The sequence below is a fragment of the Variovorax sp. M-6 genome (assembly GCF_052114385.1).
Lineage (GTDB): Bacteria > Pseudomonadota > Gammaproteobacteria > Burkholderiales > Burkholderiaceae_C > Variovorax.
The window spans coordinates 48,282-62,233 of sequence record NZ_JBFREQ010000018.1; the positions used below are offsets into that span (position 1 = coordinate 48,282).

General features: G+C 63.7%; 13 protein-coding genes. 6 read left to right on the top strand and 7 right to left on the bottom strand.

The annotated features are described in order from the left end of the window. The first annotated feature begins 17 nt into the window (after nucleotides 1–17). Both AB4Z46_RS20110 and AB4Z46_RS20115 read left to right on the top strand, forming a co-directional pair. Nucleotides 18–1,268, top strand: coding sequence for a flavin-containing monooxygenase (locus tag AB4Z46_RS20110; RefSeq protein ID WP_442285298.1), 1,251 nt, complete (start codon nucleotides 18–20; stop codon nucleotides 1,266–1,268). 268 nt (nucleotides 1,269–1,536) lie between these two features. Then, nucleotides 1,537–2,685, top strand: a complete 1,149-nt coding sequence (locus AB4Z46_RS20115) for an alpha-hydroxy acid oxidase (protein WP_442285299.1) — start codon at nucleotides 1,537–1,539, stop codon at nucleotides 2,683–2,685. 3 nt (nucleotides 2,686–2,688) lie between these two features. Here the strand turns inward: AB4Z46_RS20115 and argE are convergent, their stop codons facing one another. The 4 genes from argE to AB4Z46_RS20135 form a co-directional block, all read right to left on the bottom strand. Continuing rightward, nucleotides 2,689–3,846: an acetylornithine deacetylase gene (argE, locus tag AB4Z46_RS20120; protein WP_442285300.1), complete on the bottom strand. Its 1,158-nt coding sequence runs from the start codon at nucleotides 3,844–3,846 to the stop codon at nucleotides 2,689–2,691. A gap of 43 nt (nucleotides 3,847–3,889) precedes the next feature. Beyond that, on the bottom strand, nucleotides 3,890–4,849 hold the full coding sequence (locus AB4Z46_RS20125) for a LysR substrate-binding domain-containing protein (RefSeq protein ID WP_442285301.1): 960 nt from the start codon (nucleotides 4,847–4,849) through the stop codon (nucleotides 3,890–3,892). Between the two features lie 65 nt (nucleotides 4,850–4,914). After that, nucleotides 4,915–5,586, bottom strand: coding sequence for a DUF1028 domain-containing protein (locus AB4Z46_RS20130; RefSeq protein ID WP_442285302.1), 672 nt, complete (start codon nucleotides 5,584–5,586; stop codon nucleotides 4,915–4,917). A 6-nt stretch (nucleotides 5,587–5,592) separates the two neighbouring features. Further along, nucleotides 5,593–6,006, bottom strand: coding sequence for a RidA family protein (locus tag AB4Z46_RS20135; protein ID WP_442285375.1), 414 nt, complete (start codon nucleotides 6,004–6,006; stop codon nucleotides 5,593–5,595). Nucleotides 6,007–6,318: 312 nt separating this feature from the next. Between AB4Z46_RS20135 and AB4Z46_RS20140 the strand changes: the two genes are divergently transcribed. The 4 genes from AB4Z46_RS20140 (at nucleotide 6,319) to AB4Z46_RS20155 (ending at nucleotide 10,443) form a co-directional block, all read left to right on the top strand. Beyond that, nucleotides 6,319–7,347: an ABC transporter substrate-binding protein gene (locus AB4Z46_RS20140; RefSeq protein WP_442285303.1), complete on the top strand. Its 1,029-nt coding sequence runs from the start codon at nucleotides 6,319–6,321 to the stop codon at nucleotides 7,345–7,347. A 94-nt stretch (nucleotides 7,348–7,441) separates the two neighbouring features. Next, nucleotides 7,442–8,290: an ABC transporter permease gene (locus AB4Z46_RS20145; protein WP_442285304.1), complete on the top strand. Its 849-nt coding sequence runs from the start codon at nucleotides 7,442–7,444 to the stop codon at nucleotides 8,288–8,290. Between the two features lies 1 nt (nucleotide 8,291). After that, nucleotides 8,292–9,113, top strand: a complete 822-nt coding sequence (locus tag AB4Z46_RS20150) for an ABC transporter permease (protein ID WP_442285305.1) — start codon at nucleotides 8,292–8,294, stop codon at nucleotides 9,111–9,113. 112 nt (nucleotides 9,114–9,225) lie between these two features. Continuing rightward, nucleotides 9,226–10,443, top strand: coding sequence for an RtcB family protein (locus tag AB4Z46_RS20155; protein WP_442285306.1), 1,218 nt, complete (start codon nucleotides 9,226–9,228; stop codon nucleotides 10,441–10,443). Nucleotides 10,444–10,462: 19 nt separating this feature from the next. On the opposite strand, the gene AB4Z46_RS20160 is transcribed toward AB4Z46_RS20155, so the two are convergent. The 3 genes from AB4Z46_RS20160 to AB4Z46_RS20170 all read right to left on the bottom strand — a co-directional run bounded on the left by AB4Z46_RS20160 (nucleotide 10,463) and on the right by AB4Z46_RS20170 (nucleotide 13,916). Continuing rightward, the gene (locus AB4Z46_RS20160) at nucleotides 10,463–11,086 is read right to left on the bottom strand and encodes a TetR/AcrR family transcriptional regulator (RefSeq protein WP_442285307.1); all 624 of its coding nucleotides are present in this window, start codon (nucleotides 11,084–11,086) and stop codon (nucleotides 10,463–10,465) included. Nucleotides 11,087–11,109: 23 nt separating this feature from the next. Then, nucleotides 11,110–12,672 (bottom strand): long-chain-fatty-acid--CoA ligase, encoded by a 1,563-nt coding sequence (locus tag AB4Z46_RS20165; protein ID WP_442285308.1) that lies wholly within the window; start codon nucleotides 12,670–12,672, stop codon nucleotides 11,110–11,112. A gap of 89 nt (nucleotides 12,673–12,761) precedes the next feature. Continuing rightward, complete coding sequence (locus AB4Z46_RS20170) at nucleotides 12,762–13,916, bottom strand: aromatic ring-hydroxylating oxygenase subunit alpha (RefSeq protein ID WP_442285309.1); 1,155 nt, start codon at nucleotides 13,914–13,916, stop codon at nucleotides 12,762–12,764. Nucleotides 13,917–13,952: the final 36 nt, after the last annotated feature.

The following is a 13,952-nucleotide window of genomic DNA, read 5'->3' on the forward strand; positions in this document are numbered from 1 at the left end:
TTCTTTAGGAAACCCAAATGTCAGTGGAAAAAATCAATACCTTGGTGGTCGGCGCCGGTCAGGCGGGCATTGCGATGAGCGAGCACCTTTCCCTCATGGGCGTGCCGCATGTGGTGCTGGAGCGCAATCGGATCGCGGAACGCTGGCGTTCGGAGCGTTGGGATTCCCTGGTCGCGAACGGCCCTGCCTGGCATGACCGTTTTCCGGGGCTGAAGTTCGACGATGTGTCGCCAGAGTCGTTTCCGCCGAAAGAGCGCATGGCGCAATACTTCGAGGACTACGCCGCCAAGCTGAAGGCGCCGGTGCGTACCGGCGTCGAAGTCAAACAGGTGGAGCGCCACATCGGTCGCCCGGGCTTCAAGGTGACGACCTCCGAGGGTGTCATCGAGGCGACCAACGTCGTTTCGGCCACCGGTCCTTTCCAGATTCCGGCCTATCCGAAGATCGTTCCCGAAACCGACAGCATTCAGCAGTTGCATTCCTCGGCGTACAAGAACCCGGGCCAGTTGCGAGAAGGCGCCGTGCTGGTGGTGGGTGCGGGTGCCTCCGGCTCGCAGATCGCCGAGGAACTGCGAAAAGCGGGCAAGACGGTCTATCTCTCGGTGGGCGAGCACTACCGCCCGCCGCGTTCCTATCGTGGCCGCGACTACTGCTGGTGGCTGGGTGCCCTGGGCCTGTGGGACGAGGTCAAGATCAAGCCCAAGAAGCAGCACGTCGCGTTCGCCGTCAGCGGCTACGAGGGTGGCAAGACGGTCGATTTCCGCCGCCTTGCACACATGGGCGTGACGCTGGTGGGCCTGACCAAGGCCTACAAGGGTGGCGTCATCGAATTCGAAGAAGGCTTGGCCGGGAATGTCGCGGAAGGCGACCAGGCGTACTTCGACGTGTTGCGTGAAGCGGATGCCTATATCGAGCAGAACGGCCTGCCGTTTCCGCCGGAGCCCGAAGCCTGGGACCTGCTGCCGGATCCGGATTGCCTCAAGGAACCGATCATGAGCCTGGATCTCGGCAAGGCCGGCATCACGACCATTCTCTGGGCGACCGGATTCACGTTCGACTACAGCTGGCTGAAGGTCAATGCCTTCGATGAAAAGGGCGCGCCTTTTCACAAGCGGGGCATTTCCGCCGAGAGCGGCATCTATTTCCTGGGATTGCCGAACCTGGTCAATCGCGCGTCATCTTTCATCTATGGCGTGTGGCATGACGCGAAGTACATCGCCGACCATATCGTGATCCAGGACGCGTACATGTCATACGGCAAGACCTGAGCCTGCATGGATCAGGGCGTGTTCACCCTATTTCCAGGGTCGCGAAGGCCTGCCAAGGCGGGCCAATCAAGGCGCGCGACGCCGCATGTGCGTTGGCACATGCCAGGAGCGCAACGCGGAGTGGCACGCCTTGGCAGGCCTTCCCTTCGGGTTGCCCGGCCAAGGGGCCGTCTGCGGCGTTGCCCGCGCTTGCAAGGCGCGAGCCTTGCTGCGCACGGGCGCCTTGCATCCAGCCCCTTGGCCGGGCAACGCGATCCCTGGAAATAGGATGAACACGCCCTTGATCACCTGCATCGAAGACCTGCGCCGCCTGGCGAGGAAACGTGTGCCTCGGATGTTCTACGACTACGTGGACGGCGGCTCGTGGACCGAATACACCTACCGTGCCAACGAAGAGGATTTCGGGAAGATCGAATTCCGCCAGCGCGTGGCGGTAGACATCACCGAGCGCAGCATCGCCAGCACCATGGTGGGCCAGCCGGTCAGCATGCCGGTGGCAATCGCGCCCACCGGTCTCACCGGCATGCAGCATGCCGATGGTGAAATCCTGGCGGCGCGCGCGGCGCAGAAATTCGGCATTCCCTTCACCCTCTCGACCATGAGCATCTGCCCGATCGAGGCGGTGGCCGAGGCGACCGGTCGCCATCCGTTCTGGTTTCAGCTCTATGTGCTGCGCGACCGGAACTTCGTGGAAGGCCTGATCGACAGGGCCAGCAACGCCAACTGTTCCGCGCTCGTGGTCACCATGGACCTGCAGGTCTTCGGACAGCGGCACAAGGACAAGAAGAACGGCCTGTCCACGCCCCCTCGGCCGACCCTGCGCAACCTCGTCAATCTGGCGAGCAAGCCGCGCTGGTGCTGGAACATGCTGGGCACCCGGCATCGCCATTTCGGCAATATCGTCGGGCACGCGAAGGGCGTGGACAACATCGGCTCGCTGGTGGAGTGGACCCGGGAACAGTTCGATCCGCGCCTGTCCTGGCAAGACATCGAATGGATCAAGAAGCGCTGGAACGGCAAGCTGATCGTCAAGGGCATCCAGGATCCCGAGGATGCGCGGCTGGCGGTGGAAAGCGGGGCCGATGCCATCGTGGTGTCCAACCATGGCGGCCGCCAGCTCGACGGCGCCTCCTCATCGATCTCCACCCTGCCACGCATCGTGGAAGCCGTCGGGCACCGGGTGGAGGTGCACATGGATGGCGGCATCCGCTCGGGGCAGGACGTGTTGAAGGCGATCGCGCTCGGAGCGCGCGGCACCTACATCGGCCGCGCCATGATGTACGGCCTGGGCGCCCTGGGAGAGAAGGGCGTCACCACCGCCTTGCAGCTCATCCGGAACGAACTCGATCTCTCCATGGCCTTCTGCGGCAAGACGGATATCCGCGGGGTCGACCGCGACATCCTGCGCATGCGCTAAGGCCTACTGGCAGAGGAAGTCGACGAGGCCGGCCAGCATCCGGTCGCAGGCTTCGATCTGCGACAGCTCCACGTACTCGTCGGCCTTGTGCGCCACCTCGATGCTGCCCGGACCGCAGACCAGCACCGGGGTCTCGCGCCAGCTCTGCTTGAACAAGCCGCCCTCGGTTCCGTAGTCGACCTTGGTGCAGCGGGTGCCGGGGGGCAGCAAGGAACTGAGCAGGCCGACTGCCGGTGAATCCTCGGGCGTGCTCAGGCTGGGATAGCTGTTGGTCAGCTGAATCTCCGGCAAGGGGGCTTCGGGATGCAGCGCATCGGCCGCCACACGGTCGACCAGGCGTTGGAGTACGCGGGCCAGGATCTCTTCGGGCTGGTCTTCGGAGACATGGCGAATCTCGAAGCTGAGTTCGCATTCGCTGGGCACGATGTTCAGGGCCCGGCCGCCGTGGATCACGCCGACGTGGACCGTGGAGTAGGGCACTCCGTAGCCATCCTCACGAGGGCCGGTTTCAGACAGTTCACGCTGCACGTCGCGCACCGACGCGACGAGGTCGCTCGCCATGTGGACGGCGTTGATGAACTTGGGCGCCAGGCCCGAATGGCCGGCCTGGCCGCAGCAGACCGCCCGGTAGGCGGACTTGCCCTTGTGGCCGGTTCCAATACGCATCAGCGTGGGCTCGCCGACGATGCAGAGGTACGGGGCAGGAAGGCTGTTCTCGAGTCGGCGCAGCAGGTGGCGCACGCCGACGCAGCCGATCTCTTCGTCGAAGGACAGCGCCAGTTGCAGGGGCCGCATCAGCGGTCTCCGGGCCGCCGCCACCATGGCCGTGACCGCGCAGGCGACGAAGCCCTTCATGTCGGCCGAGCCGCGTCCGTAGATGCGGCCGTCCTTGTGCGTGGCTTCGAAGGGCGGCGAGGTCCAGGGCTGTCCGTCCACGGGCACCACGTCGGTGTGGCCGGAGAGCAAGACACCCGGAATGCCTGGCGGACCCACCGTGGCGAACAGGTTGGTCCTGCTGGCGTCCTGCGGATCCGGCGCGAGGGTGGATTCGATGCCGGCTTCCGCCAGGATCTCCTGCACCTTGTGGATGAGGCCGATGTTCGGTTTCAGGGAAACCGAAGGGAAGGCAATCAGCGTTTCCAGCAGCGAGATGCTGGACATGCTTGCAGAACTTGCTTGGTTCATGACCGATGCGTGGGGCGCCTCAGGGCGCCGTGATGTGGGGGTCGAAGAAACTTGCCGCACTCATGCCAGGGATGTACTGGTCGGAGATATAGGCGCGGCAGCGCTCCATGAAGACGCGGGTCAGTCGCGACTGCTTCATCGGTTTGTAGGTCGCCAGTCCCAGCAGCATCGGGCGATGGGTGCCGGCCAGACGCACACGCACCATGCGCTTGCCGTCGAGCGCCTGGTTCGATTTGGGCCGCACGTTGAACAGCGCATACCCGATGCCGTTGGCCACCATGGACCGCACGACCTCCTCGGACCGCGAGCGCGCCACGATGTTCGGCGTGACGCCGGCCATGGCAAAAAGCGAGGTGAAGTATTCCCGGCTCATGGGCAGATCCAGCAGCACATAGGGCTGGGCTGCCAGCTCCTCGAACGTGACGGCCGTCTCCTGCGCCAACGGATGCAGTTCGCTCACCAGCACATAGGGCGGCAGCGTCGCCAGGGTTTCGAACTCGATGTCGTCGCCCAGGTGCAGGTCGTAGGTGATCGCCAGGTCGACCTCGAGCGCACGGAGCTTGTTCATCAAGACCACCTGGTCGCCTTCGACCATCTCCACGCCGACCTTCTCGAACGCCCGGGAGAATCCGAAGATGACCTCCGGCGCGATCATGGCGGTGAGCGACTGGAAGCTGCCCACCCGCAAAGCGCCTTGCATGACATCGCACGAATCCGAGGCGATTTCATACAGGCGGAATGACTGGTCCAGCACATCCTGGCACTGTCTCAGGACCAGGGTGCCGATGGCGGTCAGCCCCAGTCCCTTGGACGGATGGCGGACGAACAACTGCACGTTCAGTTCGGACTCGAGATGCGCAATGGCCGCGGAGATCGAGGGCGAGGAGATATGGATCTGCGCCGACGCAGCGGCGATGCTGCCGTGTTTCGCGGTGGCGACAAAGTACTCCATCTGACGCAATGAAACGCGGTTGAGCATATCGAGTTAGAGAAGAGGCCGTGGAACGTCGCGGGACGTTGACGGTCCAGTGTACCGGCGGCCCTTCAGAGGTTTCCGGGCACCCCGAAGCTGGGGGCTGCGCGCGGGTCGAGCGCCCGCGTGACGTAGGCTTGCAGCTGCGGTTCGTAGACCTTCCAGGTGGCGTAGAGCGCCTGCACCGGGTCGAGCTCCACCCAGTCCAGCCGCAGATCCACGATGGGCCAGTTCTGGTCCCCGTAGACCAGCAGGCCGGCCGAATGCACAGGGCCCTCCTCGCCACCGGCCGCCTGGCCTGCGAGCATGGCTTGCATCAGGCGTTCGGCCAGCGGGCCCTCGGCGCTCTCGAAAGCCGACAGCATGGCCTGGGGCACCTCGCGTGTGAGCAGCATGTTGCCGGCGCAGGCCGCATGGGTGCCGACCACGCTGGCCAGGGTGCCCAGCGCCTTGGCGCCGGTGAAAACCACCGGCGGGTTCGATGCATCGATGGCCATCACCTGGCGGTACTCGATGAAGGGGCGCTTTTGCAGCTCGGCCACCGCTTGCGCCGGCGTCAGTCCGCTGGCGAGCAGGTCCAGCGCGAGCGGGCCCAGGTCCGGATCGGTGATGTTCTGGCTGGCGGCGGCGCCCACGTTCTTGCGGCCGCGGATGCACCGTGCGGCGACCGCGGGAGAAGACGAGGCCACGGCAGCACCGAACTGCCCGGTGGCGGGGCAGCGCGCGATGATGGAGAACGTCATGGAAGCTCAGTCGGGGATCACGGCGGTGGCATCAATTTCCACCAGCCATTCCGGACGGGCCAGGGCCGACACCACGATGCCTGTCGACACCGGGAAAACCCCCTTCAGCCAGCGGCCCACGACGAGATAAACCGCCTCGCGGTAGCGCGGATCGATGATGTAGATGGTGATCTTGCAGATGTCCTGGATCTCGCCGCCGGCTTCCTTCAGCAGCATCGCGATGTTGGCCATGGCCTGCTCCGCTTGTCCGCTGACATCGCCGATGCAGACGCTCTCGGACGTGTCGAGGTTCTGTCCGATCTGCCCGCGCAGGAAAACGGTGCTGCCCCGGGCGACAACGGCCTGGCAAAGGTCGTTGTCGAGCTTCTGTTCCGGGTACGTGGCCTTGGTATTGAAAGGGCGGATGCGGGTGTGTTTCATGTTGCTGGGGGCTATGCCTGGAAAGTTGGCGACTTCGGGAATGGCAATGGTCATCGGCGCTGGCCATCGGTGCCATTTGTTTTTTCCGGGCGACCGTTTAGGAATTTCCGAGCGTTGCTCGCCGTCCCGCGCCCATCGGGAAATTTGAGGCACCCCTAAGTAAAAGGCGACTTGGCCGTAGAGGGCGAGTTCCACATCATCCGGTCACCGCGGTGGGTGGGCGTGGTGCTGGCGTGATTCTTGTATCGCCAGGCGGCTCACCGACGGACTCTCAGCTCCGACCAACGTCAACTTCTCAATTGAGGGTATTCAATGATTCGCAAGCTTTTGAAACTGTGCATGTTCTCCGCCGCGCTGGCCGCCACGTCGGCCTATTCGCAGGACAACGCCCTGGTGGTGAGCACCTGGGGCGGAAGTTTCCGCGACCTCATCGACGAGAACATCGGCAAGGAGTTCACCAAACAAACCGGCGTGCCGGTGAAGTACGTGACCGGCGGCACCATCGACCGCTTGAACAAGGCCAAGCTCGCCTCCAAGCCCGAAAGCGACATCACGTTCACGACCTCGCATGTCGGCTGGCTCTACGTCAACAGCGATCTGTTCGAGCAGCTCGACAACAGCAAGATCCCGAACGCCAGCCGCCTGGTCGACCGCGCCAGGATCAGCCCGTACCACATCGGCAGCTGGGCCTATGTGTATTCCATCGGCTATCGCGCCGACCTGCTGCCGCCCAGCGTCAAGTTCGAAAGCTGGAATGACCTGTGGAATCCGGCCCTGAAAGGCAAGATCAGCGCCCCTGACTTCGACCCCAGCCATTTGATTGCGGTTTCCGCCATGCTGTCGGGCGGGGACGCCAAGTCCTGGGAAAAGGGCCAGGACAAACTCAAGGCGCTCAAGCCCAACTTCAAGGCCTTCTATACCAACGACGCCAATGCGCAGCAACTGATCGCCACCGGGGAAACGCCCGTAGAAGTCATTCTCTCGATGAACGCGTACCACATGGCCAGCCAGGGCGTGCCGATCAAGGTGGTCATGCCCAAGGAAGGTGCGGTGCTCGGCGTTGACACCATGGCCATCATGAAGGGCAGTACCAAGACCGACCTGGCCCACAAGTTCCTGAACATTGCGCTGTCGCCCGAAGTGCAGTCGAAGATCGTGGCTTCGAAGAAGGCCAGCCCGGTCGTCGACAACGCAACGGTTTCGGCCGAAGACGCCAAGCTGCCTGGCGTGTTCACCACCAAGGCACAGTGGGATACCCAGACCATCGTCATCGACAACAAGCTGCGCGCCGAGAAGACTGCAGAGTGGCGCAAGTGGTTCACCGAAAACATCATGAACTGAACCCGTTGAGGGTTCATCAAGGGGGAGGGTTCTTGCGCCGTTGGGCCGCAGCAATCCTCCCTGGCCGATCAAGTCTCTGGAACAAGGTTTAGGAATGCGCTCCGATCTACGGGCCTGGTTGGTATCCCCAGCCGTGATAGTTGCGGTGGGCATCGTCGTGTCCCTGGCCGCGGTGTTCCAGTTCAGCTTTCGGGCGTTTGTCCCTGGCTCACTGGATGTCGGCGGGCTGACCTTCGCCAACTTCACCGGCATGGGCAAGTCGATTTATCTCGATGCGTTTGCCAATACCTTGTTGCTGAGTGTGGAGACGACGGTTTTCTCGCTTCTCGCCGCCTATCCCCTGGCCTACGCCCTCGTTCGTGTGAAGAACCGGGCTCTCAAATCCTTCATCCTGATCGTTTCGATCACGCCGCTGTTTCTGGGTGAAATCGTCCGGACCTACTCGTGGATCGCGGTCCTGGGCAGCAACGGCTTCATCAACGGTACCTTGCGAAAGCTCGGCCTGATCGAATGGCCATTCGAACTCATGTTCACCCACTTGGGCGTGCTCGTCGCGCTGGTGCACGTGACGATTCCCGTGGTGGTCCTGATGCTTGCGACAGCGATATCCCACATCGACCGCGACTATGAAAAGGCCGCGCAAAGCCTGGGCGCCGGCCCCGTCAGAACCTTCGTCACGGTGACCCTGCCTCTTTCAATGCCGGGCATCCTGGCCAGCATCACGACCGCCTTTGCCTGGACTTTCAGTGCTTTCGCGACGCCTCAGATGATCGGCGGAGGCCGCGTGCCCACGGTGTCGACCCTGGTCTACCAACTGGGTTTTTCTTCGATGAATTTTCCGCTGGCAGCCAGCCTGAGCGTGATGGGCCTGCTGATGACGACCGCGGCGCTCTTCGCCTTGGGACTGTTGACGAAGCGCCTGAAGGCCGCTGGAGGACACTGAAATGAAAATCCGAAGCTCCCTGCCTCTGCCGCTGCGTGTTGCCGGCCCGCTCCTGATCGCCATCCTGCTTGCATTCGTATTGTTGCCGGTGGTGGTGGTGACGATCGCCGCATTCAATGAAAAAGCGATCCTGGCCTTTCCGCCTGAGTCGTATTCGCTCAAGTGGTTCTTGCGGGTGTTCAGCTATCCGGATTTCCAGGAGGGTTTTCGCTCGAGCATGGTCATCACCGGATGGTCTTCTTTCCTGGCATTGGTGATCGGGACCTGTCTTTCCATCGCCGTGAAGCGGTTGGAATTCAGCGGCAAGCAGCTCCTGCTCGCGATCCTGCACTCGCCGCTGGTGGTGCCGCATTTCACGCTGGGGCTGGGCCTGCTCATCCTGGTGTCCCAGATCTCGATGCAACGCGCCTATGGCATCGTCATCCTGTGCCATGTCATGCTGGTTCTGCCCTTTGTGCTCCGAAGCGTCTATGTTTCCATGGAGAACCTGGACGAACGGCTTGAACAGGCAGCGGCCAGCCTGGGCGCGTCGCCGGTGAAAGTGCTTTTCACGGTCACGGTCCCGCTTCTGGCTCCCGGGCTCTTCGGCGGATGGCTGTTCGCCGCCATCATGTCGTTCAGCGAATTCACTGCCTCGCTGTTCGTGACGACGCAGAACACGCAGACGCTGCCGGTGGCCATGTACAACTATGTTCGGGAGTTTGCCGACCCGACGCTGGCGGCACTCTCCGCTGTCTACATTGCGGTGACGGCAGCGCTGCTTGCGTTTGCCAACTATTTTCTGGGCTTGGGGAAGATACTCAACATCGAGGACAGCCACTAGCGGAGCGCTGGGGCGCGGATCGAGCTGGGCACATCCTCCTCTGAACGGCCGCCGGCCCGGTCGGCCGACCCGAGTTCCGTCGCGTTCACCCATTGAACCGAGGAGGAATGAAATGGCCTACGACACCGAACAACCCGAAGGCGGCGTGCCCATCAAGATGTGGACGCGCGGCGTGCCGGTCGAAGACGAGGCGAAGAAGCAGCTCTTCAACGCAGCGCGCCTTCCCGTCGTGTTCAGGCACATCGCGGCCATGCCCGACGTGCACCTGGGCATCGGCGCGACCGTGGGCTCGGTGATTCCGACCCTGCGCGCGATCATTCCGGCGGCCGTCGGCGTGGACATCGGCTGCGGGATGATGGCCTGCAAGACCACCCTGCATGCGAACGACCTGCCGGACAAGCTCGGGCCGCTGCGTGCGGCGATCGAACGCGCGGTGCCGCACGGCGCGTCGCCGCGCCACCGCGGCCGCGATCAAGGCAGCTGGGAAGACCCGCCCGATGCGGTCGATCAGGCCTGGGCGACGCTGGCGGAAGAGTTCGATGCGCTGTGCGAGCTGCACCCGCGCCTCAGGAACACGAACAACCGCAAGCACCTGGGAACGCTGGGGAGCGGCAACCACTTCATCGAGGTCTGCCTCGACGAAGACGGCGCCGTGTGGCTCATGCTGCACTCGGGTTCGCGCGGCGTGGGCAACGCGATCGGCACGCACTTCATCGCGCTCGCGAAGAAGGACGCCGAACTGCACCAGCGCAATCTGCCCGACCAGGACCTCGCCTACTTCGAGGAGGGCGCGCGGTACTTCGGCGACTACGTGCGCGGCGTCGGCTGGGCGCAGAGGTTCGCAGCGCGCAACCGCGAAGTGATGATGGCCAACCTGCTCGCGACCCTTCGCAAGGTGATCGCCAAGCCCTTCGAGTCGCACGTCGAGGCGGTGAACTGCCACCACAACTACGTGCAGCAGGAGCGCCATTTCGGCGAGGACGTGTTCGTGACCCGCAAGGGCGCAGTGAGCGCGAAGCGCGGCGAGCTGGGCATCATCCCGGGCAGCATGGGTGCGTGCAGCTTCATCGTGCGCGGTCTCGGCAATCCGGAGAGCTTCGAGAGCTGCTCGCACGGCGCCGGTCGCGTGATGAGCCGCACGAAGGCGAAGAAGCTGTTCACGATCGCCGACCAGATCAGGGCGACCCAAGGCGTCGAATGCCGCAAGGACAAGGACGTGATCGACGAGATCCCGATGGCCTACAAGGACATCGATGCGGTCATGGCTGCGCAGAAGGACCTGGTCGAGGTCGTCCACACCTTGAAGCAGGTGGTGTGCGTGAAAGGGTGAGCGCCGGCGCTGCGGGCGGCTACGAATTCACCGGGCCGTCTCCAGTGGAAATGACGCGCAGGACATCGCGCGCGATCGCTCCCATCCATCGCTTGTCGTTCTTCAGCAAAGGGTCGGCGAAGGCCTTGTCGAAGGTGGGGCGGACGATCTTCGCGTAGTTCAAGGTGCCGAGAATGATCGTGAGGATGACGACGGCGGGAAGGTCGCTGCGAACAAGGCCGGCTGATTGCGCATCGTCCAGCAGCTTCAGGCTGCCCGCCAGGAAATCTTCGAGCGGCCTCGCTTGCGCCACCTGGATCCGTTCGGAGTTGTCGAGCAGCTCGCGCGTGATGAGCTTGAATCCCGTAGGCCTGGCTTGCATCCATTCGACCTGAAGCTCGACGAACGCTTGCAAGCGCTCTTGCAGGCTCCCGGCCGATTCGAAGCGCTTGTGCAGGCGCGCCATCAGCTCTTCGGCCTGTTGTTCGAGAACCGCCCGGTACAGCTCCTCCTTGCTGGGGAAATGGTGGAGCAGCCCGGGGTTTCCGACATCGCAATCGCGCGCGATGGCCGACAGCGACCCGCCTTGAAATCCATGCTCGGCGAAGTGATGCTCCGCGCGTTCAAGGATGATTTCTTTGCGAGACTTGGGTTTGCTGGGCATCTCGCGATTGTAGGAACGGGCGCTCAGTTGATCGCGCGCGCGTGCCCGACCCAATAGGACGCCCGCAGTTCCCGCTTGAGCAGCTTGCCCGACTCCGTGCGCGGGAGCACGGCCACGAAGTCGATCGTCTTCGGGCACTTGAAGTGGGCGATGTGGTCCCGCATGAACTTGATCAGGTCGGCCTCGCTTGCCGACGCGCCCGGGCGCAGCACCACGCAGGCCTTGACGGACTCGCCCCATACGGGATCGGGGACCCCGATGACTGCGCCGTCGGCCACGTCCGGGTGCTTCATCAAGGTGTTCTCGACCTCCGCCGGATAGATGTTCTCGCCGCCGGAGACGATCATGTCCTTGATCCGGTCGCTCAGGAAGAGATAGCCGCCCTTCAGGTAGCCGGCGTCGCCCGAGCGGAACCAGCCGCCCGAGGCGTCGCGCCCCTCCGGATACGACTCCCGCGTGGACTCCGGCTTGCCCCAGTATTCCTTGAAGTTTCGATCGCTGCGGATCCAGACCTCTCCCACGCGCCCCTCTTCCATGTCGGTCAGCGCGATCGGGTCGACCACTCGCAGTTCGACGCGAGGCATCGGTCGCCCGGCCGAGCGCAGCAGTTCGGCGCCGCGGCGATGGTCCTCGGGCGTCAAGGTGGTGACCACGCCGGACACCTCCGTCAAGCCGTAGATCTGGGAGAAGTCGCAATCGAAGACGTCCATCGCCGCGCGAAGGACCGGCTCGGTGATGGGAGACCCGGCGTACGCCATGAGTTCGAGACTGCCGAAGTCCAGTTCGCGCGCAGCGGGTTGCGACAGCAGGAAACTGATCATCGCGGGCACCAGGAGAACATGCGTGATCTTCTGGCTGGACAGCGCCGAGAGGTACTCCTTCGGATTGAATTCCTTGAACGTCACGCATCGGCAGCCTGCGTAGACCGGGAACAGAAGCAGCAGCATCCCCGCGATATGGAAGGTCGGCAGCGCATGCCCCAGCGTGGCGTTCTGGTCGAGTTTCCAGGCCTCCGAGGTCACCTGACAGGCGGAAAGCAGTCCGCGATGCGTCAGCACGACCCCCTTGGGGCGGCCTGTGGTGCCCGATGAATAGATATGGAGCGCCTCGTCCTCGAGCGCGATCGCGCGGTCCGCCGTACGGTCGTCAAAGCTTGCGTACCACGTGTCAAGCCGCAAGTGATCGCCGGTCGCGCCATCGACCACGAAGGCGCTGACGCCGCACTGCGCGACGACGTCCGACACGCGGGCCAGAATTTCCGCATCCGCGACCAGCATCCGCGCGCCGGAGTCCTCGAGAATGAACTTGATCTCGTCCGGCGCGAGGCGCCAGTTGATCGGGACGCAGACAGCGCCGATCTTCATGGCCGCAAACACGAGAAGGGCACAGTCTTCGGGACTTCTGGTCAGGATCGCGACGCGGCTGCCGGGCCCCATGTCGAGCGAACGCAGTGCATTCGCGAGCTTGCTCGTGCGCCGGTCGATCTCGGCGAAGGTGACGGACTGCGCGCCGGAAGCGAACACCGTCGCGTCCGGCATTTCACGCGCCCTTCGGGCAAGGCAATCGATCAGATTCGTTTCGTTCATTTCTTGTCTCCTGGTTTTGTATTCGCGCGACGCGCAGCCACCCATCGGCCGGGTCGCCGACTTCGAATCGCTGATGAAGCGCCTGGCGCTCAGCGCCCGGCTTGCATGTCGGCCACTTGCTGCCTGAGCTGCGAATGAAAGCGCGGCGCGCTGTACTCGAAGGTGCCGAAGGTGAGCACGTCATTGGCGCCGGACGCCAGGCCCCTTTGAATCGATTCGGCCAGTTCGTAGTCTTCCGCGAGCGTGCGGCGATACAGGTCGACGTTGGCTTGCCAGTACGCCGTCGCCTTGTCCGAAGCCGGGACTTCCGGAATCAGCGTGAGCTCGTGCACGCGCGTTCTGCTGGCGCCGAGGGGCTCGAGGCTGCTGAGCTGTGCGTGGTCGGGCTGGACCAGGATCGTCGTGTTCGGGAAGAAGAAGTAGGTCAGGTTGCCGTACTTCCTCGGATCGAAGCCTGTCGCCTCGGGGGCGTCTTCCGAAAACCGCGCCTTGATGAGATAGAGGCGCCGGTGGAGGTCGAACTCGTCGATGACCTGCATGTTGTCCACGAACATGTGGGCGATGGTCTTTCGGTGGGCGACCTTGAAGTGATAGGCCTCGAAAGCGCCATCGACCAGCAGCTTCCAGTTGGCTTCGACCTCGTAGGAGCGCGGCGCGAAGGCCACCGGGGCGCTGAGCCCGGCCAGCGATTCCAGGTTGTCCATCAGCGACCCCAGGCTCTCGTTGGGATCCTTCTGCGACAGCTCCGGATCGAGGATGACCCAGACAAGCCCCGCGCGCTCGACCGTGGCCAGCTTGCGCAGTCCGGATTCTTCCTGCTTGAGGCAGGGGAAGCCGAAGGACTGGGGAACACCTCGAAGCGCGCCGTCGGGCCGATAGGTCCACGCGTGATAGGGACAGACAAACGCTCGCGCCTCGTTGCCGCTGCCCTCGGGCACCACGCGGGCGCCGCGATGGCGGCAGACGTTCACGAAGGCCTGAACCTGCCCGCTCTCCTGGCGAACGAGCAGGAGCGGGATGCCGAGATGGGTCATTGAAAGCCACGCCCCGGGAGCTGCGAGCGAGGATCCTGCGGCAACAGGTTGCGGGCAGCGGCGCAGCAGTTTCGATTCCTGGCTCGCCGTGTCGTCGCTGGTGTACTGGCCGACCTCGACCTGGCCGCCGTGGGCATCGGCGTCCGCTCGCTCCGCCTGCATGGCGGCGGTCGCTCTGCGATGCAGGTCGGCGGCAAAGTTTTCGCTCATTGGGGTGTCTCTCGGTCGCGTGAATCAGGATGGATC

Coding starts and splice junctions, on each gene's coding strand:
- AB4Z46_RS20110 (WP_442285298.1), top strand. CDS start 18: ATGTCAGTGGAAAAAATCAATACCTTGGTGGTCGGCGCCGGTCAGGCG.
- AB4Z46_RS20115 (WP_442285299.1), top strand. CDS start 1,537: ATGAACACGCCCTTGATCACCTGCATCGAAGACCTGCGCCGCCTGGCG.
- argE (WP_442285300.1), bottom strand. CDS start 3,846: ATGTCCAGCATCTCGCTGCTGGAAACGCTGATTGCCTTCCCTTCGGTT.
- AB4Z46_RS20125 (WP_442285301.1), bottom strand. CDS start 4,849: ATGCTCAACCGCGTTTCATTGCGTCAGATGGAGTACTTTGTCGCCACC.
- AB4Z46_RS20130 (WP_442285302.1), bottom strand. CDS start 5,586: ATGACGTTCTCCATCATCGCGCGCTGCCCCGCCACCGGGCAGTTCGGT.
- AB4Z46_RS20135 (WP_442285375.1), bottom strand. CDS start 6,006: ATGAAACACACCCGCATCCGCCCTTTCAATACCAAGGCCACGTACCCG.
- AB4Z46_RS20140 (WP_442285303.1), top strand. CDS start 6,319: ATGATTCGCAAGCTTTTGAAACTGTGCATGTTCTCCGCCGCGCTGGCC.
- AB4Z46_RS20145 (WP_442285304.1), top strand. CDS start 7,442: ATGCGCTCCGATCTACGGGCCTGGTTGGTATCCCCAGCCGTGATAGTT.
- AB4Z46_RS20150 (WP_442285305.1), top strand. CDS start 8,292: ATGAAAATCCGAAGCTCCCTGCCTCTGCCGCTGCGTGTTGCCGGCCCG.
- AB4Z46_RS20155 (WP_442285306.1), top strand. CDS start 9,226: ATGGCCTACGACACCGAACAACCCGAAGGCGGCGTGCCCATCAAGATG.
- AB4Z46_RS20160 (WP_442285307.1), bottom strand. CDS start 11,086: ATGCCCAGCAAACCCAAGTCTCGCAAAGAAATCATCCTTGAACGCGCG.
- AB4Z46_RS20165 (WP_442285308.1), bottom strand. CDS start 12,672: ATGAACGAAACGAATCTGATCGATTGCCTTGCCCGAAGGGCGCGTGAA.
- AB4Z46_RS20170 (WP_442285309.1), bottom strand. CDS start 13,916: ATGAGCGAAAACTTTGCCGCCGACCTGCATCGCAGAGCGACCGCCGCC.